At 63.0% G+C, this 24,161-nt stretch carries 23 protein-coding genes; 12 read left to right on the forward strand and 11 right to left on the reverse strand.

The window, feature by feature from the left end; genetic code table 11:
- Positions 1 to 29: 29 nt before the first annotated feature.
- Positions 30 to 2,360 (forward strand): molybdopterin guanine dinucleotide-containing S/N-oxide reductase, encoded by a 2,331-nt coding sequence (locus tag YY7_RS0103685; protein WP_028162039.1) that lies wholly within the window; start codon positions 30 to 32, stop codon positions 2,358 to 2,360.
- Positions 2,361 to 2,405: 45 nt separating this feature from the next.
- Here the strand turns inward: YY7_RS0103685 and YY7_RS0103690 are convergent, their stop codons facing one another.
- From YY7_RS0103690 to YY7_RS0103725, 8 genes are all read right to left on the reverse strand, one after another.
- Positions 2,406 to 2,729, reverse strand: coding sequence for a 2Fe-2S iron-sulfur cluster-binding protein (locus YY7_RS0103690; protein ID WP_028162040.1), 324 nt, complete (start codon positions 2,727 to 2,729; stop codon positions 2,406 to 2,408).
- Positions 2,726 to 4,441: an FAD-binding protein gene (locus tag YY7_RS0103695; RefSeq protein WP_080663560.1), complete on the reverse strand. Its 1,716-nt coding sequence runs from the start codon at positions 4,439 to 4,441 to the stop codon at positions 2,726 to 2,728. The genes YY7_RS0103690 and YY7_RS0103695 overlap by 4 nt, the downstream gene beginning before the upstream one ends.
- Positions 4,438 to 5,148, reverse strand: a complete 711-nt coding sequence (locus tag YY7_RS0103700) for an ABC transporter ATP-binding protein (RefSeq protein ID WP_028162042.1) — start codon at positions 5,146 to 5,148, stop codon at positions 4,438 to 4,440. The genes YY7_RS0103695 and YY7_RS0103700 overlap by 4 nt, the downstream gene beginning before the upstream one ends.
- Complete coding sequence (locus tag YY7_RS0103705) at positions 5,145 to 5,897, reverse strand: ABC transporter ATP-binding protein (protein ID WP_028162043.1); 753 nt, start codon at positions 5,895 to 5,897, stop codon at positions 5,145 to 5,147. Before YY7_RS0103705 ends, YY7_RS0103700 begins: the two co-directional genes overlap by 4 nt.
- On the reverse strand, positions 5,894 to 6,730 hold the full coding sequence (locus tag YY7_RS0103710; RefSeq protein WP_035689033.1) for a branched-chain amino acid ABC transporter permease: 837 nt from the start codon (positions 6,728 to 6,730) through the stop codon (positions 5,894 to 5,896). The genes YY7_RS0103705 and YY7_RS0103710 overlap by 4 nt, the downstream gene beginning before the upstream one ends.
- Positions 6,730 to 7,608 carry a branched-chain amino acid ABC transporter permease gene (locus tag YY7_RS0103715; RefSeq protein ID WP_028162045.1) on the reverse strand — a complete coding sequence of 293 codons (879 nt, stop codon included), beginning with the start codon at positions 7,606 to 7,608 and terminating at the stop codon, positions 6,730 to 6,732. The genes YY7_RS0103710 and YY7_RS0103715 overlap by 1 nt, the downstream gene beginning before the upstream one ends.
- Positions 7,609 to 7,684: 76 nt before the next feature.
- The gene (locus tag YY7_RS0103720; protein WP_196237215.1) at positions 7,685 to 8,908 is read right to left on the reverse strand and encodes an ABC transporter substrate-binding protein; all 1,224 of its coding nucleotides are present in this window, start codon (positions 8,906 to 8,908) and stop codon (positions 7,685 to 7,687) included.
- 206 nt (positions 8,909 to 9,114) lie between these two features.
- Positions 9,115 to 9,753, reverse strand: coding sequence for a MarR family winged helix-turn-helix transcriptional regulator (locus YY7_RS0103725; protein ID WP_051396492.1), 639 nt, complete (start codon positions 9,751 to 9,753; stop codon positions 9,115 to 9,117).
- A gap of 209 nt (positions 9,754 to 9,962) precedes the next feature.
- On the opposite strand from YY7_RS0103725, the gene YY7_RS0103730 reads away from it, so the two are divergent.
- The gene (locus YY7_RS0103730) at positions 9,963 to 11,465 is read left to right on the forward strand and encodes a 4-hydroxyphenylacetate 3-hydroxylase family protein (protein ID WP_210164679.1); all 1,503 of its coding nucleotides are present in this window, start codon (positions 9,963 to 9,965) and stop codon (positions 11,463 to 11,465) included.
- A 116-nt stretch (positions 11,466 to 11,581) separates the two neighbouring features.
- On the opposite strand, the gene YY7_RS0103735 is transcribed toward YY7_RS0103730, so the two are convergent.
- The 3 genes from YY7_RS0103735 to YY7_RS0103745 form a co-directional block, all read right to left on the reverse strand.
- Entirely contained in the window at positions 11,582 to 12,778 is a 1,197-nt protein-coding gene (locus YY7_RS0103735; RefSeq protein ID WP_028162049.1) for an amidohydrolase family protein, read from the reverse strand.
- A 20-nt stretch (positions 12,779 to 12,798) separates the two neighbouring features.
- Entirely contained in the window at positions 12,799 to 13,380 is a 582-nt protein-coding gene (locus YY7_RS0103740) for an amino acid synthesis family protein (RefSeq protein ID WP_035689036.1), read from the reverse strand.
- 166 nt (positions 13,381 to 13,546) lie between these two features.
- Complete coding sequence (locus YY7_RS0103745) at positions 13,547 to 14,203, reverse strand: MarR family winged helix-turn-helix transcriptional regulator (RefSeq protein WP_051396493.1); 657 nt, start codon at positions 14,201 to 14,203, stop codon at positions 13,547 to 13,549.
- Positions 14,204 to 14,280: 77 nt separating this feature from the next.
- On the opposite strand from YY7_RS0103745, the gene YY7_RS0103750 reads away from it, so the two are divergent.
- The 10 genes from YY7_RS0103750 (at position 14,281) to YY7_RS0103795 (ending at position 24,134) form a co-directional block, all read left to right on the forward strand.
- The gene (locus YY7_RS0103750) at positions 14,281 to 14,811 is read left to right on the forward strand and encodes a flavin reductase family protein (RefSeq protein ID WP_028162052.1); all 531 of its coding nucleotides are present in this window, start codon (positions 14,281 to 14,283) and stop codon (positions 14,809 to 14,811) included.
- Positions 14,812 to 14,841: 30 nt separating this feature from the next.
- Positions 14,842 to 16,341 carry a 4-hydroxyphenylacetate 3-hydroxylase family protein gene (locus tag YY7_RS0103755; protein WP_028162053.1) on the forward strand — a complete coding sequence of 500 codons (1,500 nt, stop codon included), beginning with the start codon at positions 14,842 to 14,844 and terminating at the stop codon, positions 16,339 to 16,341.
- 19 nt (positions 16,342 to 16,360) lie between these two features.
- Entirely contained in the window at positions 16,361 to 16,741 is a 381-nt protein-coding gene (locus YY7_RS0103760) for a cupin domain-containing protein (RefSeq protein ID WP_028162054.1), read from the forward strand.
- The gene (locus tag YY7_RS50645) at positions 16,731 to 17,336 is read left to right on the forward strand and encodes a UbiX family flavin prenyltransferase (protein WP_063623347.1); all 606 of its coding nucleotides are present in this window, start codon (positions 16,731 to 16,733) and stop codon (positions 17,334 to 17,336) included. Before YY7_RS0103760 ends, YY7_RS50645 begins: the two co-directional genes overlap by 11 nt.
- Complete coding sequence (locus YY7_RS50650; RefSeq protein ID WP_051396495.1) at positions 17,333 to 17,899, forward strand: TIGR02444 family protein; 567 nt, start codon at positions 17,333 to 17,335, stop codon at positions 17,897 to 17,899. The genes YY7_RS50645 and YY7_RS50650 overlap by 4 nt, the downstream gene beginning before the upstream one ends.
- Before the next feature lie 107 nt (positions 17,900 to 18,006).
- On the forward strand, positions 18,007 to 19,428 hold the full coding sequence (locus YY7_RS50655) for a UbiD family decarboxylase (RefSeq protein ID WP_196237216.1): 1,422 nt from the start codon (positions 18,007 to 18,009) through the stop codon (positions 19,426 to 19,428).
- 40 nt (positions 19,429 to 19,468) lie between these two features.
- A complete protein-coding gene (locus tag YY7_RS0103780; RefSeq protein WP_051396497.1) occupies positions 19,469 to 20,434 on the forward strand; it encodes a Bug family tripartite tricarboxylate transporter substrate binding protein in 966 nt (321 codons plus the stop codon).
- Positions 20,435 to 20,471: 37 nt separating this feature from the next.
- On the forward strand, positions 20,472 to 20,924 hold the full coding sequence (locus tag YY7_RS0103785) for a tripartite tricarboxylate transporter TctB family protein (RefSeq protein WP_028162056.1): 453 nt from the start codon (positions 20,472 to 20,474) through the stop codon (positions 20,922 to 20,924).
- Complete coding sequence (locus YY7_RS0103790) at positions 20,921 to 22,423, forward strand: tripartite tricarboxylate transporter permease (RefSeq protein ID WP_028162057.1); 1,503 nt, start codon at positions 20,921 to 20,923, stop codon at positions 22,421 to 22,423. Before YY7_RS0103785 ends, YY7_RS0103790 begins: the two co-directional genes overlap by 4 nt.
- A 40-nt stretch (positions 22,424 to 22,463) precedes the next feature.
- On the forward strand, positions 22,464 to 24,134 hold the full coding sequence (locus tag YY7_RS0103795) for a thiamine pyrophosphate-binding protein (RefSeq protein WP_051396498.1): 1,671 nt from the start codon (positions 22,464 to 22,466) through the stop codon (positions 24,132 to 24,134).
- Positions 24,135 to 24,161 lie beyond the last annotated feature (27 nt).

Here is a 24,161-nt window from a genome sequence, read left to right on the forward strand (position 1 = left end):
GAGGCGATTGATAGACGGGGCAACCTCGCATGACGCATTCCGACGCGACCGATCATAACGAGGCCTTCGCGACGCACAGTGCGCATTGGGGAGCGTTTTCGGCGCGCTGGGATGGTCAGGATGTCGCGATCCTGCCTTACGACGGCGATCCTGCGCCATCGCCGATCCTCGGCAATTTCAAAGGTGCCTTGCGCCACAAAGCGCGTATCCTCAAGCCGATGGTCCGCCGCAACTGGCTCGAGCATGGGCCAGGCCCGCAGCGGCGCGAAATCGGCGACGATTTCGTCGAATGCGGGTGGGATACCGCGCTCGATTTGCTCGCCGGCGAACTCGCGCGCGTTCGCGACAATTTCGGCCCGCGGGCAATCTATGGAGGCTCGTACGGCTGGGCGAGCGCGGGCCGTTTTCATCATGCGCAAAGCCAGATCCACCGCTTTCTCAACCTGGTTTGCGGGGGCTATGTGCGTTCGGTCAACAGCTACAGCGCGGGCGCATCGGCAGTCATTTTGCCGCATGTGATGGGGCCGTTCGAGGCGCTGTCGCGCCGTAATGTCACCTGGGATCAGGTGCGCACCCACACCGATGTCGTGCTCGCGTTTGGCGGCATGCCGATCAAGAACTCGATGATCGCCAGCGGCGGGCTGAGCCGGCACGTCGAGCCCGACGCCATGCGCGAGGCGGTCAAGCGAGGCACGCGGTTCATCTCGATCAGCCCGTTGCGCGACGATTTCCCGCCCGAGGCCAGGGCCGAGTGGATTCCGATTCGTCCGGGCACCGACGTTGCCGTGATGCTCGCGATGGCGCACACCTTGCTCGCGGAAAATCTTTGCGACCGTGCGTTTGTCGACCGCTACACGACCGGCTTCGACGTGTTCGAGCGCTATCTTCGCGGTGACCGCGACGGACAGCCCAAGCATGCCGATTGGGCTGCCGCAATTAGCGGAATTGCGGCCGACACGATCAGGGACATCGCCCGCTCGCTCGTCCGGAATCGCAGCCTTATTGCGGTGGCGCACGCGTTGCAGCGTGCGCAGTATGGCGAGCAGCCGGTGTGGGCGGCTGCGGCACTTGCCGCAATGGTCGGTCAGATCGGCCTGCCCGGCGGCGGCTACAATTATGCGCTCGGCGCGATGGGGCACACCGGCCGCCGTGTCAACGCCGTGCCGATTCCGACGATGCCACAAGGCACCAACCCGGTTCGCGAGTTCATTCCGGTGGCGCGGATTTCCAACATGCTGCTGAATCCGGGGGCGCCATTCGCGTATAACGGCAGCGAGCTGCGCTATCCCGACATCAAGCTCGTCTATTGGGCGGGCGGCAATCCGTTCCATCATCATCAGGACATTCATCGCTTGCGTCAGGCATTCGCGCGCCCCGATACGATCGTGGTCCATGAACTCGCCTGGACCGCGATGGCACGGTCCGCCGACATTGTGCTGCCTGCGACGATGACGCTGGAGCGCGATGATATCGGCGCGGCGGCGACCGATCCGCGATTGATCGCAATGCGCAAGGTTGCGCCCTCCGTCGGTGAAGCGCGAGACGACTTCGCAATTCTCCGCGATCTCGCCGAGCGGCTTGGCGCAGCAGAAGCCTTTGCCGAAGGACGCGATGCCGCGCAGTGGATGCGCCATCTGTATGAGCCGACGCGGCGGGCGCTGGCCGAACGCGGCTGGGAGGCGCCTGATTTCGAGGAGTTTTGGGATCGCGGCGAACTGGCGCTTCCGTCGGAACCGGACGACGGAGGCATCCTGCGTCGTTTTCGAACGGAGCCAGAGGTAAATCCGCTGCCGACGCCCAGCGGCAAGATCGAGATATTCTCCAAGACGATCGCCGGCTACGGCTATGACGATTGCTCGGGCCACCCGACCTGGCTCGCCTCGACCGAGCAGCCGGACGCGACGGCTCCATTGTGGCTGGTTGCCAATCAGCCGGCGACGCGACTTCATGGCCAGCTCGATTTCGGTGACTATAGCCAGTCCCGGAAGATCGAGGGCAGGGAAGTCGCGCGGATGCATCCGGACGACGCCGCGCCGCGCGGGATCGTCGACGGCGATATCATCAGGATCTTCAATGCGCGCGGCGCCTGCCTCGCGGCGGTGCAAGTGACCGACGACGTCATGCGGGGCGTCGTCAATTTGCCGACTGGCGCCTGGTACGATCCCGCCCCTGATGGCGCGGAGAATCCGCTTTGCCTCCATGGCAATCCCAACGTGCTGACGCGCGACGTCGGCACGTCACGGCTGGCTCAAGGCTGCTGCGGGCAAATCACTGTCGTCGATTGCGAGAAGTTCGTCGGAACGGCTCCGGCCGTCCGAGCCTATGAGCCGCCGATTCCCGTGAAATCTCGCTCGCGATAGTGGCGATGATCGTGGAATGATCGCAAATTGTTGCTTCAAACGCGGCTATAGACGCTCGTCGGGTGGCGCGATTTCGGTGACGAGGTCTCTTATCAGCGCTTTCTTCGGCAGCGGCGCCAGCGTCATGACGCCCTGTTTGAGGCGCACCGTGCAGGCGTAGTCGACTGTGCCGTCAATGAGCATCATGCACTCCTTGCACGCGTTGGCGTTGATGCAGGAGTACCGATAGGCGAGGGTGGGGTCGATCAGTCGACGTACCATGCGAAGGCCATCGAGCACGGATTGGCCTGGCTCGAACGTGACGTCGAACTCTTCGAAGCGCGGCGTTTCCCCGGCGTTGCCGCGCCGAATGCGCAGAGTTGTGTTCATGCCACGGGCCTTCCATTGGCCGGCGCGATCCTGCGCAGGCTGATATCGCCTTGTGACAGGCTGATGGTCTGGTTGACGCACCAGTCCTCCGACAGTCTCGGTTGGTCTTCCCGTTGATGCGCGCCGCGGCTTTCGCCGCGCGCCAGCGCAGCTTCGGTGACCGACCGCGCCACCAGCAGCATGTTCCGAAGGTCCAGCCAGTCAGTCATCATCGTGTCGAACGGCGCCCCGGTCGAAAGCGGAACATTGCCGATCTCCTGGCTGAGCTGCAGGATCGAGGAGAGTGCCGAGCGAAGCTTGGCTTCTGTTCGGAAAGGACCAACCTTGTCGGCCATCACCGTCTGCAACCCGGCAATCGCGGCCGCAGGATTGGGCGCATCTCGTCTTGTCGCGCTGCGCAGCAGATCAAGCACGGGGCGAACCGCCTCTGCTGACCAGGACAGGCTTTGTGCCTTGGCTCGTTCCGCGGCGTTGCGACCGGCGCGCGCGCCAAAGACCAGCGCTTCGGTAATCGCATTGCCGGACAGCCGGTTGGCGCCATTGGCGCCGCCCACGACCTCACCGCCGGCATAAAGTCCCGGTGTGCGCGTCTGCAGCGTCTCGTCGACCCGAACCCCGCCCATCGTGTAGTGGGCGATCGGCGCGACCTCGACGTCCTGTCGAGCAAGGTCGATACCGTTGGCAAGAAGACGATCCACGACGGGTCCGAATGCGCGGCGTATCTCCGCCTCGGGTACGTGCCGGAAGCTGAGATAGGCGCCGCCCGCCGGGCTGCCGCGACCGGCCTCGACCTCCTTGGTGATCGCATAGGTCGCGAGATCGCGAGTCAGAACGTAACGGCCGTCACTGCGGGAATCCTGGCTCGCATAGGCCGTTTCGAATTCCCGGCGTTCAGAGTTGAGCAGCCTGCCGCCCAGCTTGTAGCGGAACGGATCCCACATGATCGGATCCATGCCGATCAGACGCGGTGCCAGATGGCCAATCGGGAAGAATTGAACGAACTCCATGTCGATCAACTCCGCCCCGGCGCGCAAGGCCAGCGCATAGCCATCGCCGGCCATGTTGGCGGAGGCGCTGTTGCGGCGATAGAGGCCGGTAAGGCCGCCAGTTGCGATGATCACGGCTTTCGCGGCGAGTGTCACCGCGCGACCGGTCGGCAGGTGCAACGCGACTGCCCCGCAGGCCTCGCCGTCCTGTATGGCGATATCGACGATCACGAGATCGCCGATCAGGCGCACATCGCTCGCACTTTTCAGTCGGGTCCGCAGTGTCCTGGAGACCGCGGGACCCGTCGAGAGAAAATCGACATAGGCGCAGCGGGGACGGTCATGGCCTGGCGCCTGAGCCTGCTTGATGTGGCCGTCCTCCCGCGCCCAGCCCACCTTCCAGTCGTCCATCTCGCGCAGCCGCCGCGGCCCGTCCTCGCAAAGCAGCGCGGCGAGGCGCTCGTCACACAGTCCGCGGCCCGCCGCGAGCGTATCCGCCAGATGGTACTCCCAGTGATCGGGCGACTGCTCGCCAAGCGCAGCCGCCACCGTCATTTGCGCCATCACCGTTGCGCCGCCGCGACCAATCAGGCTGCGATCGGCGAGAATCACGGACGCACCGGCACGCGCAGCTTCCAGCGCCGCGTACATGCCGGCGCCGCCGGCACCGATCACGAGCACGTCGGTCTCAAGATGCGCCGGGTTCACGTTCTGGGCTGAATTCAACCCGGTCCTCCCAAGAAGGCATCCGAGACCGCGGGATCTTCGATCATCTTCTGCGCCGGCCCCGATGCCACCACGCGACCGGTCTCGAGCACGTACGCCCGGTCCGCCACCTTCAACGTCTGACGCGCCTTTTGCTCAACCAATAGCACAGATAGTCCTTCGGCGCGGGTCTCGGCAATGACGCCAAAGAGGTAAGCCGTGGCTTGGGGCGCAAGGCCGAGCGACGGTTCGTCCAGCAGCAACAGGCGCGGTTTCGACAGCAGCGCGCGCGCGGTCGCCAGCAATTGCTGCTCGCCGCCGCTGAGCAGGCTCGCCGCGTTGTGACGCCGCTGGCCGAGGATCGGAAAGCGCTCCTGCATGCGCTTGAGGTCCGCGATCGCCTGGCTCTTGTCAGCGCGGGTATAGATCCCCATCGCGAGGTTTTCCTCGACCGTCATGCGTCCGAGGATGCCGCGCCCTTCGGGCACCAGCACGATGCCGCGGCGAACGTTGCGTTCGGCGTCATTCGGCCTGAGCTTTTGGTCTTTGTAGACGATCTCGCCCTGGAACGGCAGGAGGCCGGCGATCGCCCGGGCGATCGTGCTCTTGCCCGCGCCATTGGCGCCGAGCAACGCGACGATTTCGCCTTCAGCGACGTCGATGTCCACGCCGCGCACCGCGGTGATGGCGCCATACCGGACCTGCAGCCCACGAGCCGAGAGTATCATTCGTCCTTACCGAGATAGGCGTCGAGGACGCGAGGATTCGTGCGGACTTCGCTTGGCGCGCCTTCCGCGATCAGCACGCCGAAATCGAGCACATAGAGATAATCGCACAGCCGCATCACGAAGTTCATGTCGTGTTCGATGAGGAGGATCGTCAATCCGGTTGCGCGAAGCTTCAGCATCAGTTGCCGGATCTCTTCCGCCTCGTCATGGTTCATGCCGGCCACGGGTTCGTCGAGCAGCAACAGCTTCGGCCGCGCGGTGAGGGCACGCGCCATCTCCACCCGGCGCTGCATTCCATAAGGCAGCGATTTGGCGGGGCGGTCGCGCAAGTCCGTCAGGCCGAAGAACTCCATCACCTCTACCGCGCGGACCTGCGCGGCAGGGTCGCCCCAGCCGACCGGCAGCAATCGGCGCCACCAGGATTCGCGGTGCGGCTGCGCAACGAGCAGATGCTCCCAGACCGTCATGCTGGGAAACAGGCGGATATTCTGGAAGGTTCGCGCAATGCCTTCGCGCGCGATTTGGTGGGGAGGCAGCCCATTCAGCGCCGTGCCATTCAGGCGAACCGTGCCGGAATCGGCGCGATAGGCCCCGGTGATAACGTTGAACAGCGTCGTCTTTCCGGCGCCGTTGGGACCGATGATGCCGACGATCTTGCCCTCAGGCACGCCGCTGGTCACGGCGGAAAGCGCATGGATGCCGCCGAAGCTCTTTGTGACCTCGCTGAGTTGAAGAAGCGGCGCGCTCATGATGCCGCCTTCCTGAACGTGAGCCCACGCAGCAGCGTGCGGTCGACGATGCCCTGGCGACGCACCAGGAGCACCAGGATCAGCAGCGTGCCGAAGGCGGCGAGGCGCCAGTCTGCGATCGGTCGCAGGAATTCGGGCAGGAAGACCAGCAATATCGCGCCGATCAGCGAGCCCAGCCCGAGCGTGGAGCCGCCGAGGATGGTCGCGAGCACGAAGTCGATCGAGCGCTCGAAGCCGAAATTGGCGGGTTCGATATAGACGTGATGGTGCGCGAACAGCCCACCGGAGATCGCAGCAACAGCCGCGCCGATCCCGAATGCGCCAACCTTGATCGCCACGGTGTTTAGGCCGACCAGCCCCGCCGCGGTCTCGTCGTCATGCACGGCCTGCATCTCGAGCCATACGCGCGAACGCTCGACGAGGATCAATACGACAAGGATGCCGCCGGCCCATGCCCAGATATACCCGACCGAAATGTGCGCCATGCCGTGAAAGCCGCCGGATCCACCCATCGCTGGGAAGTTGATGAAGAAGCTGCGCATCATCTCGCCGAAGCCGAGCGTGGCCATCGCAAGATAGATGCCTTTCAGCCGAAGGGCAGGGAAGCCCACGATCACGCCGATGATGCCGGCCGCGATCGCGGAGACGGTCAGCGCCGGCGTGAGCGGCATGCCGAGTTCGACCGTGAGGTAGGAGCTCAGATAGGCGCCGATCGCCATGAAGGCCGCGTTGCCGAGCGACAATTGGCCGGTGGCGAGGATGATGTAAACGCTGAGCGCGCCGAGCAGCAGGATGCCGGCTTCAGCGAACAGGCTGGCATAATAGGTCGACATCACACGCGCTGGCCCTGGTCGGAACGCGCGCCGCCGAGCAGACCTTGTGGGCGCAGCAAAAGAATCAAAATCATGAAGCCGTACACCACGAAGTCGCGGACCTGCGAGCCGCCATAAGCCACCGTGAGCACCTCGACCACGCCGATCAGGGGACCTGCGAGCAGCGCGCCCCAGATGTTGGTGGTGCCGCCGATCACCATCACAGCGACCGCCTTCAGCCCGATTTCGACGCCAAGATATGGCGTGATAGCGCCGTAATGCAGCGCGATCAGGACGCCGGCAACGCCCGCGAGCGCGCCTGACAGGGCGAAGGCAAACAAGGTCAGCCGGTCCGCCGAGACGCCGAGCAGGCGCGACACTTCGCGGTTTTCGGCGACCGCCCGCAGCGCACGGCCAACGGTGGTTCGCTGCACGGTGTAGGCGATCAGCGTCACCAGCACGATGGTGGCGCCGACAACGATGAGCTGCATCTGGCCGATATTGACCGGGCCGAGCGTATACTGCCGCCCCAGATACTCATCAGGCAGTTGCAGCGGGTCGGAGCCCCAGAAATTTGTCGCGACGTTCTGCAGGATGATCGAGAAGCCGAGCGTGCTCAGCATCGGCGTGACGACAGGAGTACCCCGCAACGGCTGATAGCCAATCCTCTCGATCACCATGGCGGCAATGGCCGCGCCCGCCATGCCGCCGAGCACGGCGACGGGAAGGGGAAAGTTTGCGGCGATCAGCGTGAATCCGAAATAGCCGCCGATCATGAAGAGTTCGGCGATCGCCAGATTGAGGATGCCGAGAATTCCCATCACGATGGAGAACGACAGCGCCAGCAGCGTGTAGATCGCTCCTAGCGTGAGGCCGTTCACGAGTTGCTGCCACAGCATGAAATGTTCAGTCGGTTCGATGAGCGTTGATGAGAGCGGCCGGGCGAACCCGGCCGCGCAATGGCTGCTGCGTCGATCAGCAGCCGGCGTGGTTGGGCGCGGAGCTGCAGCCGCGGACCTTGGTGTCCCAGGCGCCGTTCTGACCCTGCAGCACGTAAAACGCCTTGATCGCATCGCCGTCGTCGTTGAAGCCAATCGGTCCGCCGAGGCCCTGGAAGCCTTCCAGCTTGGCAAGATGGTCGCGGATCTTGGCGCGATCGGCCTCGACGTCTGCAGGCTTGCCGGTCACACCGGATTTCTTGATCGCATCGATATACATGCTGACGATCTCATAGATGTTGGCGTCATACATGCTCGGTTCAATCTCGGCCGGCAAGCCGCTCTCCTTGCGCAGCAGCGGCTGCAGATTGGTGACGAACTTCTCGGCCGCTTCGCCCTTCATGGTGGCGAAGAAGGTCGCTGGCGCAATAATCGGAATTTCCGGCGCGGCCTTGAGGATCGCCGACGAAATCAACTGGGTGGCGCCGACGACCGGCTTGATCAGGCCCTGGCGCTTCATCTCGCGCAGCACGGTGATGGCCTGGCTATAGTCCGCGCTGACGACCACACCGTCCGGGTTCAGCGACTTCAGCTTGGTGACCTGGGCACTGACGTCGAGATCGCCGGTGTTGAAGGACAGCGGGTCGGATTCGTTGACGATGGCGATCTCGTTCGCCTTCAGCGCGGCGGGCATGATCGCCTTGCCGACGGTCGCTGCGGTGGCGTCCTTGGCATCGAAGATGATGCCGACGCTCTTGATGTTGAACGCCTTCTTGAAATAGGGCACCGTCGTCTTGGCGAGCATGCCTTCGTCGATGGTGTTGCGGAACGCCCACGGGCGGTTCAGCTTGGCCACTCCCGGTTTCGAGGAGGCCTGCGAGGTTGCGACCACCTTCATCTCGTTGGCGACCGGAAACGTCACTTCGGCGGCGCTGCTGGTCAGCGGGCCTGCGACTGCGAGAACCTTTTCGTCGCCCGCCAGTTTGCGCAGCGAGCTCGCCGCCTGGGCCGGCTTGGCGCCGTCGTCGAGAATGGTGATCTTCAACTTGGCGCCGTTGATGCCGCCGGCATCGTTGGTTTGCTTCTCCAGCATCTTCAGCGTGACGCTGTTGCTGCGGCCCCATTCGGCGAAAGGGCCGCTGCTCGGCACGACTGCGCCAAGCGCGATCTCCGGGGCTTGCGCCAATGCGCTGCCCGCGCTGAGCGAGATCACGGCGAGGGTGCCTAGCAGCCGCGACGGGTTCAATATGACCTTCAACATCGACTTCTTTCCGTTGCTGTTAACCATGGCTGCCTGCAGCAGCCGATCTCGGAAGGGTGCAATGCACGCGGCGTGCCAGCGGCCCCGCGCGTAGCCAATGCTCCAACAGATTTGGCTTTTTGACAAACGAAAAGTTCGCAGCTTTGTAGATTAGTTCTCTTTGGAAGCTATTTTTTCGGCACTGCGGTGAAGTTTGCGGCAACCTGTCACGCCTTGCCGGTCTTCCGCGGCTTGGACGAGGACTTACGCGATGGCGAGGCGATCGGCTGGACGTTGGTTTCGGCCAGGTATCGCTGCAGCGCGATAGCGCGGTCGCTCGACTCCACTAGGCGCTGCACCAGGTCGAGCAACATCTCGAACTCCCGCGCGCTCAGGCAGCCAAATTCCACGTCGTTGATCTGCATTTGCGTCGGCGCCAGCCGCTCGAGCAATTCGACGCCCCGCGACGTGACGCTGAGCGAGAGCCGTCGGCGGTCACCCTGATGCGCCGCCTTTTCGATCAAGCCCTTGCTTTCCAGCTTGTTGGTCACGGTGGTGACGAAGGCGCCGCTGAGATGGAGGTGGTCGGCGACGGTCTTGACGTGGACGTCGCCTTGCGCCGCCAGATGCCGGATCGCGATCAGCGTGGTGTATTCGATCCCGGGAAGACCGATGACGGCGGCATGGCCGTCGCGCAGGGTCTGGTGCCGGGCCAGGAATCCGAACAGGCTGTGCACCAGTTTGCGAAACTGCTGGTCGGAGCCGTCTACGAGCAGTTCAGGGCGGGAGGTTGTGAGCGCAGTGCGATGGGCGATGCGTCCGGCGCCGGGTTTGGTGGTGATGGCGCGCGCTGCTGTCTTGGCCAAGGGATCATCTCATTGATTGGGTTCGTCGCAAGATTGAACGCTCCTAATGGCATTTGCAATGCTTGTAATTGCAATGCTTGTGCCCGGAGGGGCACAGCATTTATTGCAGTCTTGACATTCAGTCCATAATAGCTTCGGATATTAGCTATCTAATCCTGCATCGGGCTGGCACGAGGTGCCATTTGTTCGATGTTTTTTGGGGAATCGCGATGGACGAGGCATCATCCGGGGCGGCTGCGGGCGGTTTGGTCAAGAACGGCGCCGAGCACGTCGCAAGCGTGCGGGACGGCAGGGCGGTCTTTCTCGACGGCGAGCGCGTCGCCGATGTATCGACGCATCCTGCCTATCGTCATGCCGTCGAATCGGCCGGCGTGCTGTACGATTATCAGGCGCATCCCGACAATCTGGAGCGGATGACTTTCGACGTCGGCGGCGGCCGGCGCATCAGCCGCGCCTGGCAGCTCCCCAGGAGCTATGAGGATCTGGTCGAGCGTCGAAAGGCGCTGGTGGAGTGGGCCGAATTGTCCTGCGGCTACCTCGGCCGATCGCCGGACCACGTCGCGTCTTCGATGTCCGGCATGATGATGGGCATCGAGGTTTTCGAAAATTATGACCCGAAGCGCGCCCAGGCGTTTCGCGACTGGTTCGACTACGCCCGCAAGAGCGACCTGTTCATGACCTACGTCATCAACAACGTGCAGGGCGACCGCTCCAAGGCATTCGGCAGCCAGGGCAAGGGCGCCGAGGACATGGTGGCCCGCATCGTCGACGAGGACGCTTCCGGCATCACCATTCGCGGCGCCAAGCTGTTTGCCACCAGTGCGATCATGGCCAATGAGCTGTTTGTGGGCTCCGGCCAGCCGCTCCGGCCGGGTGAGGAGCATCTGGCATTTTCCTGTGCGCTGCCGATGGGCACCAAGGGATTGAAAATGCTGTCGCGGAAGTCGTTCGAGGCGCACGCGGTGAGCGAGTACGACAATCCGCTGGCCTATCGCTACGACGAGAATGATGCCCTGGTGTTCTTCGACGACGTCAAGGTGCCGTGGGAACGCGTCTTCCTGCTGCGCAACACCGACATGTGCCGGGCACAACTCCATGATACCCCGGCGCACATCTATCAGAACTACCAGGCGCAGATCCGGCTTTCGGTCAAGCTGCGGTTTCTGGTCGGCCTGGCGCTCGGCATCGCGCAGACCATCGGTACCATCAATTTTCCGCCAGTGGTCGATACGCTCGGCAAGCTCGCCTCGCAGGCGGCGCTGATCGAGGGCATGGTTTTCGGCATGGAAGCCGGCGGCGCCATGCGCGGCGAATATTTCCTGCCCAACAAGCATCTGCTTTATGCGGCGCAGGTCCAGTCGCAGGAAATGTACCCGCAGATCATCAGCACCATCCGCGAACTGGCCGGCGGGGCGCTGTTGATGCTGCCGTCATCGGTGCGGGATTTCGCCAATCCGGAACTGGCCGACATCATCTCGCTCACTCAGATCTCGCCGGCGATGAGCGGCGAGCAGCGGGTCAAGATGCTGAAAATGACCTGGGATGCGGTCGGCTCGGAATTCGCCTCGCGTCATCTGCAATACGAGATGTTCTACGCCGGTGCGCAGTTCGTCACCCGCGGCCACAGCTATCGCACCTATGACTGGGATCGCGCCTCAGGCCTTGCCGACCGGTTGGCGAGCAAGTACCGGTTGCCGGATTTCGAGAACTAGAAGCGTTTTCGAGCGAAGCATGCCCTCGGACTTGATCCGAGGGTGGACACCGGTTCGCATAGCAATCAAGTTTACGCAGATTGCGTAGACTTATCTGCGCAGAAAACGCGTCGGGTCTAATGCGCGGCGCCTGAGAAGTCGCGGGGCAGGCGGTTTTCCGCGACGCGTACGTTGCGGATGCCGGCCGGCGTATTGCGGCTGCGACCGACAAAGCGCGGAACGCCTGCCGTCAACACGGCGGATACCGCGGGAACGTCGCCGTTGCGCAATGCCGACAACGCGTCATCCTGCGAGCCGCCGGCACAGGCATCGATCAGGAGCACGTCGGCTTCCTTGCCCGGCTGCAGCAGGCCGGTGTTGAGCCGATAGACGCGCGCATTGTTGCCGGTGGCCGCGGCGATCGCCTGTTCCGGCGGCATGCCGCCGAGACTTGCCAGGTGGCTGATCGTGTAGAACATGCCGAGCGGCATGATGCCGCTTCCGGTCGGCGTGTCGGTGGCGATCAACAGCCGCTCCGGCTGCCCTGCTTCGCCGAGCAGTTTGGCGGTCAGGAGCGCGGTGCGCAGGTTGCCCGCGGTGCAAAGCTGCAAGGCAATGGTGCTCTCGTTGACCAGCCGGGCAAAGCCCGCTTCCGGCATCGCCACCGGACCGCCATTGACGTGAAAGGACACGGTCGGATTGGACGCCAGCACATGCTCGGCCCAGATCCCTGACGAGCCGGGGATCGAGGAGCCGCCGGTGTGCATGGTCGTCACCATGCCCAATCGTCGCGCCGCCTGCATCAGCGGTGCATAGTCGAAAGGCGTGGCGAAGGCGCCGAACCCTGCCTTGGCGAGCCAGATGCCGGCCCCTGCGAGTTCCTCAAGATCACCCTCGGTGAGGCCGGGCTCGAGAATGACCGAGCCGGCGTGAACCCGCACGCCGCCGGGACGATAATCCAGGAAGCACGCCCGCGCCGCCAGCGCCAACGCCTTGACGCCGGCCGCATCCTTCGGTCGGCCAGGCACATGCACTTCCGATGCGGTGATCGCCGTCGTCGTGCCGCCGTGCAGATAGCTTTCGAGATAGCCGACGACGCGCTGGCGCGGCGTGTAATCGCCGAAGGTGATGTGCACGTGGCTGTCGATCAACCCGGGCACCGCCGTCGTTCCCGCGGCATCAATCACCACATCGCAAGCTGCGACCGCGTCAGCGGAAAGCGTTCCGATCTCGACGATCCTGCCATCATTGATCAAGATGCCGTCGCCCTTGGCAAAGGGAGCGGCAAGGTCGCCCGTCACGATGGTGCCGATGTTGACGATCGCGGTGCGCATGGAGAGTCCTGTCGCTGGGGTTAGTGTAGTCCGTCCTCGCCGACGATGGCGTCAGCAGACAGGCCTCCAACACGCGCGTTGAGGCGGCCGCGATTGGCGAGGCAGATGATCAGCGCGATTTCGTCGGCGCCCGGCGCGTCGGTCGGCAGCGTCACCGAGACGCCGTCGTAGTGTGAGCGGACGTAAAGGGCGTCCTTATGGGCCAACGGAACGTCGATCAGGCACCCTGGCGCCGCGAGTTTCGTGAAGGAGGGGATCCAGGCCTTGGCGCCGCCGACGGCCTCCCGCAGCGGCGTCGCAAAGGTGGTGGTCAGCAAGGCGTTGGCGTGCTCGAGTTCGCCGCCGAGGCCGACGACCCCGCCCTTGCCATAGCTTTCGGCCTTGTGCGGCCCGAGCGCTTCGAGCGCCAGCTTGGCCAGCACTGCTCCAATCTCCGCGCTGGCAGCGGTCCCTTCGGACAGGTCTTCGACGTAGCGGCCGGCATAGGGGTTCTGGATGATCGCGACCGCGGCGACACGGCGCAGCGGCCTGGCGTGGCGCTGGCCAGCCTCGACCTCCTTGTGATCGGTGAAACAGAGCAGGCGCCTGACATCGAGTTTCATTTGATTAGTCTCTCCCAAACCAGCTGCCGCAAATCCTGCCGCATCAAATACGTTTGGGCAATAGCTTAGTTGCGAAGCAAGAACGTGGCAGGCGCCAATCTGACGTGGATAACGGGCCACAAGAGCTGGGGGGCAATCATGAAGCCTCACGATCCCACAACGCCCGCTAGCGACCGCGTAACCTATTCTCGATCAGGTGTGCCGCCTCGTCCGCGGCATAGACCATGCCGGACATCAGCTTGCGCATTTTCCGGAAGTCGGTTGCCGACAACCCGCGAAACAGCATGTCATTGACCGGACGCTGCACCGCCGCCAACTCGCTGAGCAAGGCTCGGCCCTTCGGGCTCACTGCCAGGATGACCCTCCGCCGATCCACCGAATCGACGTGCTTGCGGACAAGGCCCCCGGCAGCGAGCTTGTTGATCTCGATTGTGGCGAAGGCGCCGCTGAAGTGCAGATGTTCGGCGACCTGGTTCACTCCAATCTTCCTGTTCTCGCCGCTCAGATGTGCGACCGCAATCAGCACCGTATACTGCGTTCCGGACAGACCGATCACCGCGCCGAGTTGGCTCCGTACCGCCTGCAATCTTGTAAAAAAGGCGAGCGCATCGTGAATGAAGTGCCGAAAGGCCCAGTCGGACCCATCCATCATCAAATGCGGGATCGAGACCGTTGGCTCAATTCCAGGCTTTTGTGCCTTCCGATTGGTCTTGGCTGTCCGGGATCTTGTCTTGCTCGGCATGAATTCCTCGCTGTTGCGCCGCGATATGTCGTCTGGCACAAGCACGAACAGCTTGCGTTGCGCTGCCGCAAAGATCGGCATCGGCTGGCTTGACAGCGGTCTCTTTACCTCGATAATATAGCTTTGTTATAAAGCTAATTATGGGCTTGTGACTCCTGATGACCGCAACCACAGATCTCGATGCGCGTGCCTTCCGCCGGGCGTTGGGGCAGTTTGCCACGGGGGTTGCCGTGATCACCGCGCAGGCTGCCGACGGAAGTGCGATCGGGCTGACCATGAGCTCGTTCAATTCCGTCTCGGTCGATCCGCCACTGATCCTGTTCTCGATCGACCGCAAGGCCTTCAGCCTGGCCGCGATGACGGAGGCCAAGGGTTATGCCGTGAACATCCTGGGGCACGATCAGGAGCATCTGTCGAACCAATTCGCCCGGGCGCTCGGCGATAAATGGACTGCGGTGGAGCACACGATCGGCCATATGTCGGCGCCGCTGATCGCCGGCGCGCTGGCGCATTTCGAATGCGTGCCTTACGCGCAGTATGACGGAGGTGACCATGTGATCTTCGTCGGGAGGGTCGTGCGGTTTTCCGCCCATCCTCCCAAAGAACCGCTTATATTCTTTCGCGGGGCCTATCGCAGCCTTGCCGGAACCGAAAGCAGCCCGGAATGGCCGCTTCCAATGCACTACTAGTAAATCCATCCAGGAGATCTCGAGGCCTTCATGATCAAGACTGGCGCACAGCACATTGCGAGCCTACGCGACGGACGCGAAGTTTATCTTGATGGCGAGCTGGTGACCGATGTCACCACGCATCCGGCGTTTCGCGGCGCCGTGGCTTCGGTCGGTCGGATGTTCGACTTCCAAAGCGCGCCGGAAAATCGCGAACTCATGACGTTTGAGACCGACACCGGCACCCGCGCCAATCGCATTTGGGAGTTGCCGGGCAGCTATGAGGCGCTGGTCAGGCGCCGGCGCGGGCTGGAAGCGTGGACAGCGCTGCATGCCGGCTTCATGGGGCGAGCGCCGGATCATGTCGCCTCGTGCATTGCGGGCATGTATATGGGGCTCGAGGTCTTCGAGGCCTATGACAAGGAGCGCGCCAAGGCGCTTGCGGATTATTACCGCTACGCGCGCGACAACGATCTCTATCTGACCTACGTCATCATCAATCCGCAGGCCGATCGCTCGAAGAGCGCCGCTGGGCAGTCCGATCCCTACCTGACCGCGGGCATCGTGTCGCGCGATGCTGACGGCATCGTTGTGCGCGGCGCCAAGATGCTGGCGACCGGCGGGATCATGGCCAATGAGGTGTTCGTCACCTGCATCCAGCCGTTGCAGCCGGGCGATGAAAAATACGCGATCTCCTTTGCGATCCCGATGAACACCAAGGGGCTCAAGATCCTCTCGCGCAAATCCTACGAGGCCGGGGCGGGCGCGGTGTTCGACAGTCCGCTGGCGAGCCGCTTCGACGAGAACGATGCGGTTCTGTATTTCGATGACGTTAAGGTGCCCTGGAACAGGGTGTTCATCGTCGATGACATCGCGATGTGCCAGAAGCAGTTCCACGTCACGCCGGCGCACGTCTACCAGAACTACCAGGCCATGATCCGGCTCTCGATCAAGTTGCGCTTCCTTGCGGGAATCGCGCACCGTATCGCGGAAACCAATGGCATCATCGGTTTCCCGCAAGTCAAGGAGACGCTCGGCCAGCTCGCCGCCGAGGTCAGCATGGTGGAAGCGTTCATGGTCGCGATGGAGACCAAGGGCCAGCAGCGCGGCGTTTACTTTGTGCCGGATCGGCAGATGCTCTACGGGGCGCAGACCATGACGCAGCAGCTCTATGCCAAGATCATCAACGCGCTGCGCGAGCTTGCCGGCGGCGGCATGATCATGCTGCCGTCCTCCGTGAAGGATTTCGACAATCCGGATCTGGCCAAGCTGATCGGCAAGACCCAGCAGTCGCCGGCCGCCGGCGCGGTGGACAAGGTGAAGTTCTACAAGCTTGCCTGGGATGCGGTCGGATCGGAATTCGCCTCGCGGCATGCGCAATATGAGATGTTCTATGCCGGTGCGACCTTCGTCACCAAGGGGCATGCCTTCCGCACCTATGACTGGCAGAAGTCGGCGGCGTTGCTAGACAAGATGCTGTCGAGCTACGATCTGACGGACGAATTGACCAATGGCCAAAAACCGGCTTCATCGTCCCGAGCGGTCGCCTAAACTTCAGGAAAGTCGAAAAATGGCAATCAACAAGCTTCACGACGAGTTTCGCGCCATCGATATGTCCAGCGGGTGGGAGACGCCCCCGGGCTATCCGGCCGGTATCCAGCAGAAAATCCTCTCGGGCGCCCTGGATGAAGTGAACAAGCGCGGCAGCCGCACCCGGCTGCTTCGGTTCGAGCCGGGCGTTTACACGACCAAGCCGTTCGTGCACGAATATTGGGAAGAGGTGTTCCTGTTTTCGGGCGACCTGATCGTCGGCAATGACGAGCAGGGCAATGGCGGCGAGTCGTTCAAGCCGAATACCTATGCATGCCGCCCGCCGGGCGTCTATCATGGACCGTTCAAGTCGGTGACCGGCTGCCTTCTGATGGAGATTCACTATTTCGATCCCGCCTGAGGGCGAGCCGAGGCGTCTGATCGTCGGCATCACCGGAGCATCCGGCGCCATCTATGGTGTCCGGCTGCTGCAACTATTGAAGTCGACGCCGATCGAGACTCATCTGGTGATGAGCCGGTCGGCAAAGATCACGCTGACCCAGGAACTGGACGTCAAGGTTTCGGACGTAACGGCTTTGGCGGATGTTGTCCACCAGGTCGACAACATCGGCGCCTCGATCTCCAGCGGCTCGTTCAAGACGCTCGGGATGGTGATCGCGCCGTGCTCGATGCGGAGCCTTGCCGAGATCGCCAGCGGCGTGACGTCGTCGCTGGTGACCCGCGCCGCCGACGTGGTCCTCAAAGAGCGTCGCCGGCTTGTGCTGATGGTGCGCGAGGCGCCGCTGCATCTCGGCCATCTCAAGTCGATGGTGGCCGCGACCGAAATCGGCGCCATCGTCTACCCGCCGGTGCCCGCGTTCTACGCACGCCCCGAGAACCTCGAGCAGATGGTCGACCATACGCTCGGCCGCGTCCTCGACCTCTTTGATATCTCGACCGATGTGGTCAGTCGTTGGCAGGGGCTTGCACCTGCCGACACCAAGGAGTCGCGTTGAGCGGCGAGGCGCCTGGGCCGGAGCGGGGCGCCACGGCGGGCGCAATCGATACGGAAAGCTGGGCGTTTGCGCTGAAGCTTTATGCCGAGCCGGGCATCGCCGATGCCTGCCTTGCATTACAGAACGAATGCGGCGTCGACGTCATGATGATGTTGATGGCGACATTCGCCGCCGTCCGCCGTGGGATTGCGCTGACGCCATCCGATGTCACGGCTATGGACGCGGCATGCCGCGACTGGCGTGAGCAGGTCGTGCTTCCGCTGCGCGCGCTCCGCACGATGTTGAAGTCGGGACCAGCGCCGGCGCCTAACGAGCAGACCGAGAAATTGCGGTCGAGCATCAAGGCGGCCGAACTGTACGCCGAACGGTTGCAGAATGAAGCGCTCGCGCAATGGCTTGCGAAGCTGCCGGCGCGGTCGCGTGCACTGCAGCGTAAGGACATCATCAGCGCATTGCGAGCCGTGATTGATTTTGCGCTGCAAGAGCGCCAAGGCGAGCCGAGTGCGGCGCAGCTCTCGCTGATCGACGCGATTGTCGATCGAGCGCTTGGACCTTCCAACTAAGTCTGCGCGCACGGCGCGCACATCTTCAGCACGGCGTGCCTAGCAAGCAGGCTTGACTAGCTTTATTGCTTAGCTATTCTTGTTTAGTAATTTAGATGGGATCGATCTTGCAGCCTGAAGTTCTCGATACGCGTTTCCGTTCGGCGCTGGCCCGTCTGGCGCAACGTGGCCGCATCCTCACCTATGAAAAGCCGGTCGATCCGCACCTCGAGCTCGCCTCGATGTTGAAGAAGCACGACGGCAAGCAGGTCCTGCTGTTTCCGTCGGTCAAGGGCGCGGACGTTCCGGTCGTCGGCAATCTCCTGAGTTCGAGAGAAAACTGCGAAGCGGGTTTCGGGCTGGATTTCAGGGGCATCCGCGGTCTCGTGCAGCGCGCCCTCGGTGGTCCGCTGAAGCCGGAGCTCGTGAAAGAAGTTCCTGTTCAGGAAGTGGTGCTGCGCACCGGCTTCGACATTACGAAGATCATACCCGCGCTGTTTCACGCACCGGGCGATGCGGGCCGCTACATCACCGCCGGCATCGTGGTGGTGAAGGATCCGGTCACTGGCATCTACAACGCCTCCTACCATCGCCTGCAGCTCTTGGGGCCGGACCGCGTCGCGATCAAGCTCGACTTCGGTCGTCACTTGCGGCTGGCGTTCGAGCGCGCCAAGGAGCAGGGCAGGTCGCTGCCGGTCGCGGTCTGCATCGGCACCGACCTCGCGCTGCACTTTACCGCGGCGACTATGGGTTCGCAGATGCCGGAAAGCGCCGACGAGCTTGCCGTCGCGGGCGGGCTCGCGGGCCGTCCGCTCACGGTCGGTAAGGCAGTGTCGCAAGACATCCTGGTGCCGGCGGAGAGCGAGTTTGTCCTCGAAGGTGAGATCCTCGCCGACGAGGTCGCTCCCGAGGGGCCATTCGGCGAGTTCGTCGGCTTCGCCGCGCCGGCGGCCGACGCGCCGGTCCTGAAGATCACCGCGGTCACGCATCGGCTGCGGCCAATCTACCACGTCATCAACGGCTTCGGACGCGAGACCATCATCCTGCGGAAATATGTACTCGAAGCCAGCCTTTTGAAAGTGCTGCAGTCGGCGATTCCAATCGTTACTGACGTCGAGATGACGTCAGGTGGCCTGCATCGTTTCCACGCGGTGATCCAGGTCCACAAGCAGAGCCGTCAGCACAACGGGCTTCAGCGCAACGCGATCTTGGCCGCATTCGGTGCGTTGAAGGATCTCGATCTCATCACCGTGGTCGACCACGATATCGACATCCGCGATCCCATCGACGTGGAATATGCGGTGGCGACGCGGATGGAAGCGTCCGCCGACCTGTTCATGATCCCTGGTGCGCGCGGCCACGAATATGTGCGCGTCAGCAAAGAGGGCGTGCGTACCAAGCTCGGCATCGATGCCACGGTGCCGTTCGAGGATCAGGACAAGTTCCGGCGGGTCGAATTCGCGCCGACGCCGGTAGAGCTCAGTGAATTCACCGCGGGCGAGGCGGTCGCCAGGAACGCTCTCGGCCTTGCGGGATCGAACATCACCTGAACCATCTTCACTCAATAGATCACAGGCGGGGAAACGAAAGATGATGCGAATTGCGGCGGCCATTCTGTCGGCAGGCATGGCATTGAGCGCCACGGCGGCATCGGCGCAGGAGTGGCCGAGCAAGACCATCAAGCTGGTCGTGCCCTATGCGCCCGGCGGCTACACCGACTCAGTCGCGCGCATCACCGCGCGATATCTCGAGAAGGAATTGGGACAGACGGTGATCGTCGACAATCGCGCCGGCGGCGGCGGCATTGTCGGCTCCGACCTCGTGGCGAAGTCGCCGGGCGATGGTTACACGCTCTGCATCTGCAGCGTTGGTGCCATTTCGGTTGCTCCGGTCGCGCAAACGACATCGTACGATCCGGTGAAGAGTTTCAAGCCGGTCAGTGTCGTCAGCACGATTCCGCAGACCGTGATCGTCAACCCGTCGCTCCCGATCAACACGATGCAGGATCTCGTTGCCTATGCCAAAGCCAACCCCGGCAAGCTGAGCTATGGGTCCAGCGGCGCCGGCGGCCTGATGCATTACTCGGTGCAGCTATTCGATGCGCGGAACGGCACCAAGATGACCCACGTTCCGTTCAAGGGCGGTTCGCCGGCCACGGCTGCTGTAGTGTCGGGCGAGGTCAATTTGTCATTCACCAACATGACCGATGCGTTGCCGCAGATGGAAGCCAACAAGGTGCGCGCGCTGGCGGTGACGTCGGCCAAGCGCAACGAGTTCGCGCCGCAATTGCCGACGGTGTCTGAAACGGTGACGCCGGGCTACAGCGTCGAGTCATGGAACGGCCTGATGGCACCGGCCAGCACGCCGGACCCGATCATCGCCAAACTGTCGGACGTGCTGAAGAAGATGGCGGCGGACCCCGAGGTCAAGAAGAGCATGGCGGTGGTCGGCGCCTCGACCGTGTTCACCACGCCTGACGAATACAAGGCGCAGATCGCAGCTGAAGTCGAGCAGTGGCGGGAACTCCTCAAGGAAATCGCCGAGAAGAAGAACTGACTGGCCTCGGGATAGGTCAGCGGGAGGCAATATCAGCATGAGGTCATCTGCCGGACGCGGCAACAATACCGACTTCTATTCCGGCTTGCTGCTGATCGCGGTTGCGATCGTGGCACTGCTTTATATTCGAACGCTTTCAGTTGGCACCGTCCTGGCGATGGGGCCGGGCTACTTCCCGCTCGGGCTTGCGCTCGTTCTGCTCGGCATGGGGCTTTGCCTCGCCGTCAAGGGACTGCTCGCCGAAGGCAGTCCGCTTGGATCGTTCCATCTGCGGCCGTTGATCTGCATCCTGCTGTCGTTCACGGCTTTCGGCGTGCTGGTCGAGCGTGCCGGGTTGATCATCGCGATCCTCGCGCAGGTGGCCATTGCGCATTTTGCCTCCGTCGAGACGCGTTGGCGGCAGAGCCTCGTGAGCGGCGTGCTGCTCGCGGCGGCCTCGGCCGTGATCTTTGTGTGGCTTCTCAAGATTCCGGTGGACCTCTTGCCATGACCGATGTCTTCGCCCAGCTTGGTCATGGCTTCGCCGTCGCCGCGACGCCGATAAATCTCTTCTTCTGCCTGGTCGGTGCCATCTGCGGCACGTTGATCGGTGTGTTGCCGGGCCTTGGTCCGGTCGCCACGATCTCGCTGTTGCTGCCGGCGACCTATGCGCTCAGTCCGGTCTCCGCGATCATCATGCTGGCTGGCATCTACTACGGCGCGCAGTATGGCGGGTCGACGACGGCGATCCTGGTCAACATTCCCGGCGAATCCACCTCCGTGGTCACCGCCATCGACGGCTACAAGATGGCCCAGCAGGGCAGGGCGAGCGAGGCGCTCGCGATTGCGGCCATCGGCTCCTTCATCGCGGGATGCATCGGCACCGTCGTCATCGCGCTGCTTGGACCGCCGCTCGCCTTGATGACGCAGCAGTTCGCCTCGCCGGACTATTTCTCGCTGATGGTGCTCGGGCTCGTCTCGGCCGTGGTGCTCGCCAACGGCTCCGCGTTTCGCGCCATCGCGATGATCTTTCTCGGCCTGCTGCTCGGCATGGTCGGCATGGACCTCAACACCGGCGAAGCCCGCATGACCTTCGGCCTTGTTGAACTGTCCGACGGCATCAATTTCGTCGCGCTGGTCATGGGGCTTTTCGGCGTCGCCGAAGTGATCTCCAATCTCGAAGGGACATCGGTCCGCATCGTCAACAAGATGCGGATCGGCACCATCTGGCCGTCGTTCAGCGCATTGCGAGGGGCATGGGGCGCGGTTCTGCGCGGCACCGCGCTCGGCACGCTGTTCGGCATCCTGCCGGGCGGTGGCGCGACCATCGCGTCGTTCTCCGCCTACGCCCTCGAGAAGCGCGTCGCCAAAGATCGGTCTCGGTTCGGCAATGGCGCCATTGAAGGCGTGGCGGGGCCGGAAAGCGCCAACAACGCTGCGGCGCAGACTTCGTTCGTGCCGCTGCTGACGATGGGTATCCCGACCAGCGCCACCATGGCGCTGATGGTTGGTGCGTTGACGCTGCACGGCATCGCGCCCGGACCGATGATCATCTCCCGGCAGCCGGACCTGTTCTGGGGCCTGATCGCCAGCATGTTCCTCGGCAACGCAATGCTGGTGATCATCAATCTGCCGATGATCGGGATCTGGGTTCGTTTGCTCGCGGTTCCCTACCGGCTGCTTTATCTGGTCATCGTCGTCGTCTGCGCCATCGGTGTCTACTCGGTGAATAATTCGAGTTTTGACGTTTACATGACGGTCGGCTTTTCCCTGCTGGGTTACGTCCTGCGCAAGCTCGACGCCGAGCCGGCGCCATTGTTGATGGGCTTTGTGCTCGGACCCATGGTCGAGGAGAACTTTCGGCGCAGCCTGATCACCTCGCATGGCGATCCCATGGTCTTCCTGCAGCGGCCGATAAGTCTCGCGCTGATTCTGATCTCGGCAGCCTTGCTGATCTCGATCATGATGCCGACGGTGCGGCAGCGTCGCGTCGAAGTCTTCCAGGAGTGAGCGGCCAGCAAGGCGCCGTAACGCAATCAGGAACGAGCGCGTGAACAAGCATGATCCGGAGCAACCGGCCGGTCCGGTAACGGCTTTGCGCAGCGGCGGCCAGCTATTGGTCTCCGCATTGCGCGTCAATGGCATCGACCGAATGTTCGGCGTGCCCGGCGAGAGCGCGCTGCCGATTTTCGATTCGCTGCTGGATGCAGGCATCCACTTCGTCACCTGTCGTCATGAGGCCACGGCTTCGCACATGGCGGAAGCGGACGGCAAGATTTCCGGACGTCCCGGCGTTTGCGTCGTCAGCCGCGGCCCCGGCGCGATGCACGCCGCGATCGGGTTGCACACCGCCTGGCAGGATTCGACGCCGATGATCCTGATCATCGGACAGGTGCCGCGCAGCCACCGCGGTCGCGAGGCGTTCCAGGAGATCAACTACGTCAGAACGTTCGACGACATGACGAAGTGGGTCGGCGAGGTCGAGTCACCGGACCAGATTCCCGAGTTCGTCAATCGTGCCGTCCACATCGCGATGCAGGGACGCCCCGGCCCGGTGGTGCTGTCGCTCCCCGAAGACGTCCTTAGCGCTATGAGCGAGGCCGTCGATGCGCTCCCTGCGCAGATTGTCGAGACCGCGCCGTCAGATCAGCAAATAGCGCAGGTCGGCGAACTGCTCAGTCGAGCGCAAAAGCCGCTCGTCATCGTCGGCAATCTCGGCTGGACGCCAGAGTCGGCTAAGCAATTCGACGCGTTCGTTGTGCGCAACGATCTGCCAGTCGTTGCAGGCTTCCGGTCGCAGGATGTGCTCGACAATCGAAGCCCGCACTATGTCGGCGATCTCAGTCTCGGCTGCAGCAAGGCGTTGATGGAGCGCGTGAAAGCGGCAGACCTGCTCCTGGTGATCGGGGACAGGCTTGGTGATGTCACCACCAACCATTTTTTGTTGCTCGACGTGCCGACGCCAAAGCAAGTCCTGATCCACGTGTTTCCTGGAGCCGAGGAGCTCGGCCGGACCTATAATCCGACACTTGCGATCCAATCGAAATCGTCCAATTTCGTCGCCGCGCTTGCGAAGCTGCGGCCACTGGATGCAAAGCCGTGGGCTGGCTGGCGCGAGGAGTCGCGCCAGGCTCTGGTCGATTATCAGTCGCCACGGCCGGCGACAGCGAGCTTCGATCTCTCCAAGGTGATCGCCCATCTCAATCGCGAGCTGCCTGATGATGCCGTTGTCACCAATGGCGCCGGGAACTACACGATCTGGCTGCATCGCTACTACTGCTACCGGCAACTCGGTACCCAGATTGCGCCGAAGTCCGGCTCGATGGGCTATGGGCTGCCGGCCGCGATCGCAGCGAAGCTGCGTCACCCGAAGCGTACGGTGGTCTGTCTCGCCGGCGACGGCTGCTTCATGATGGCGTCGCAGGAGTTCGCGACCGCGGTTCAGCACAAGCTTCCGATCATTGTCATCATCGTCAACAACGGCATGTACGGCTCGATCCGGATGCATCAGGAAAACCATTTTCCGGCCAGGCCGAGCGGCACGGACTTGCTGAATCCAGATTTCGGGGCCCTGGCGAAGTCGTATGGGGCGCACGGCGAGATCGTCGATCACCACGATCAATTCCCCGATGCCTTTGCCCGGGCGGCAAGGGCGGATCTGCCGACCGTCATCGAACTGCGCGTCAATCGCAATCAACTCACCCCGGATCGTAGCCTGTAAAGCTCGGCTTAAGAAAATCGAGCACGC

This window comes from Bradyrhizobium elkanii WSM2783, assembly GCF_000472865.1.
GTDB lineage: Bacteria > Pseudomonadota > Alphaproteobacteria > Rhizobiales > Xanthobacteraceae > Bradyrhizobium > Bradyrhizobium elkanii_A.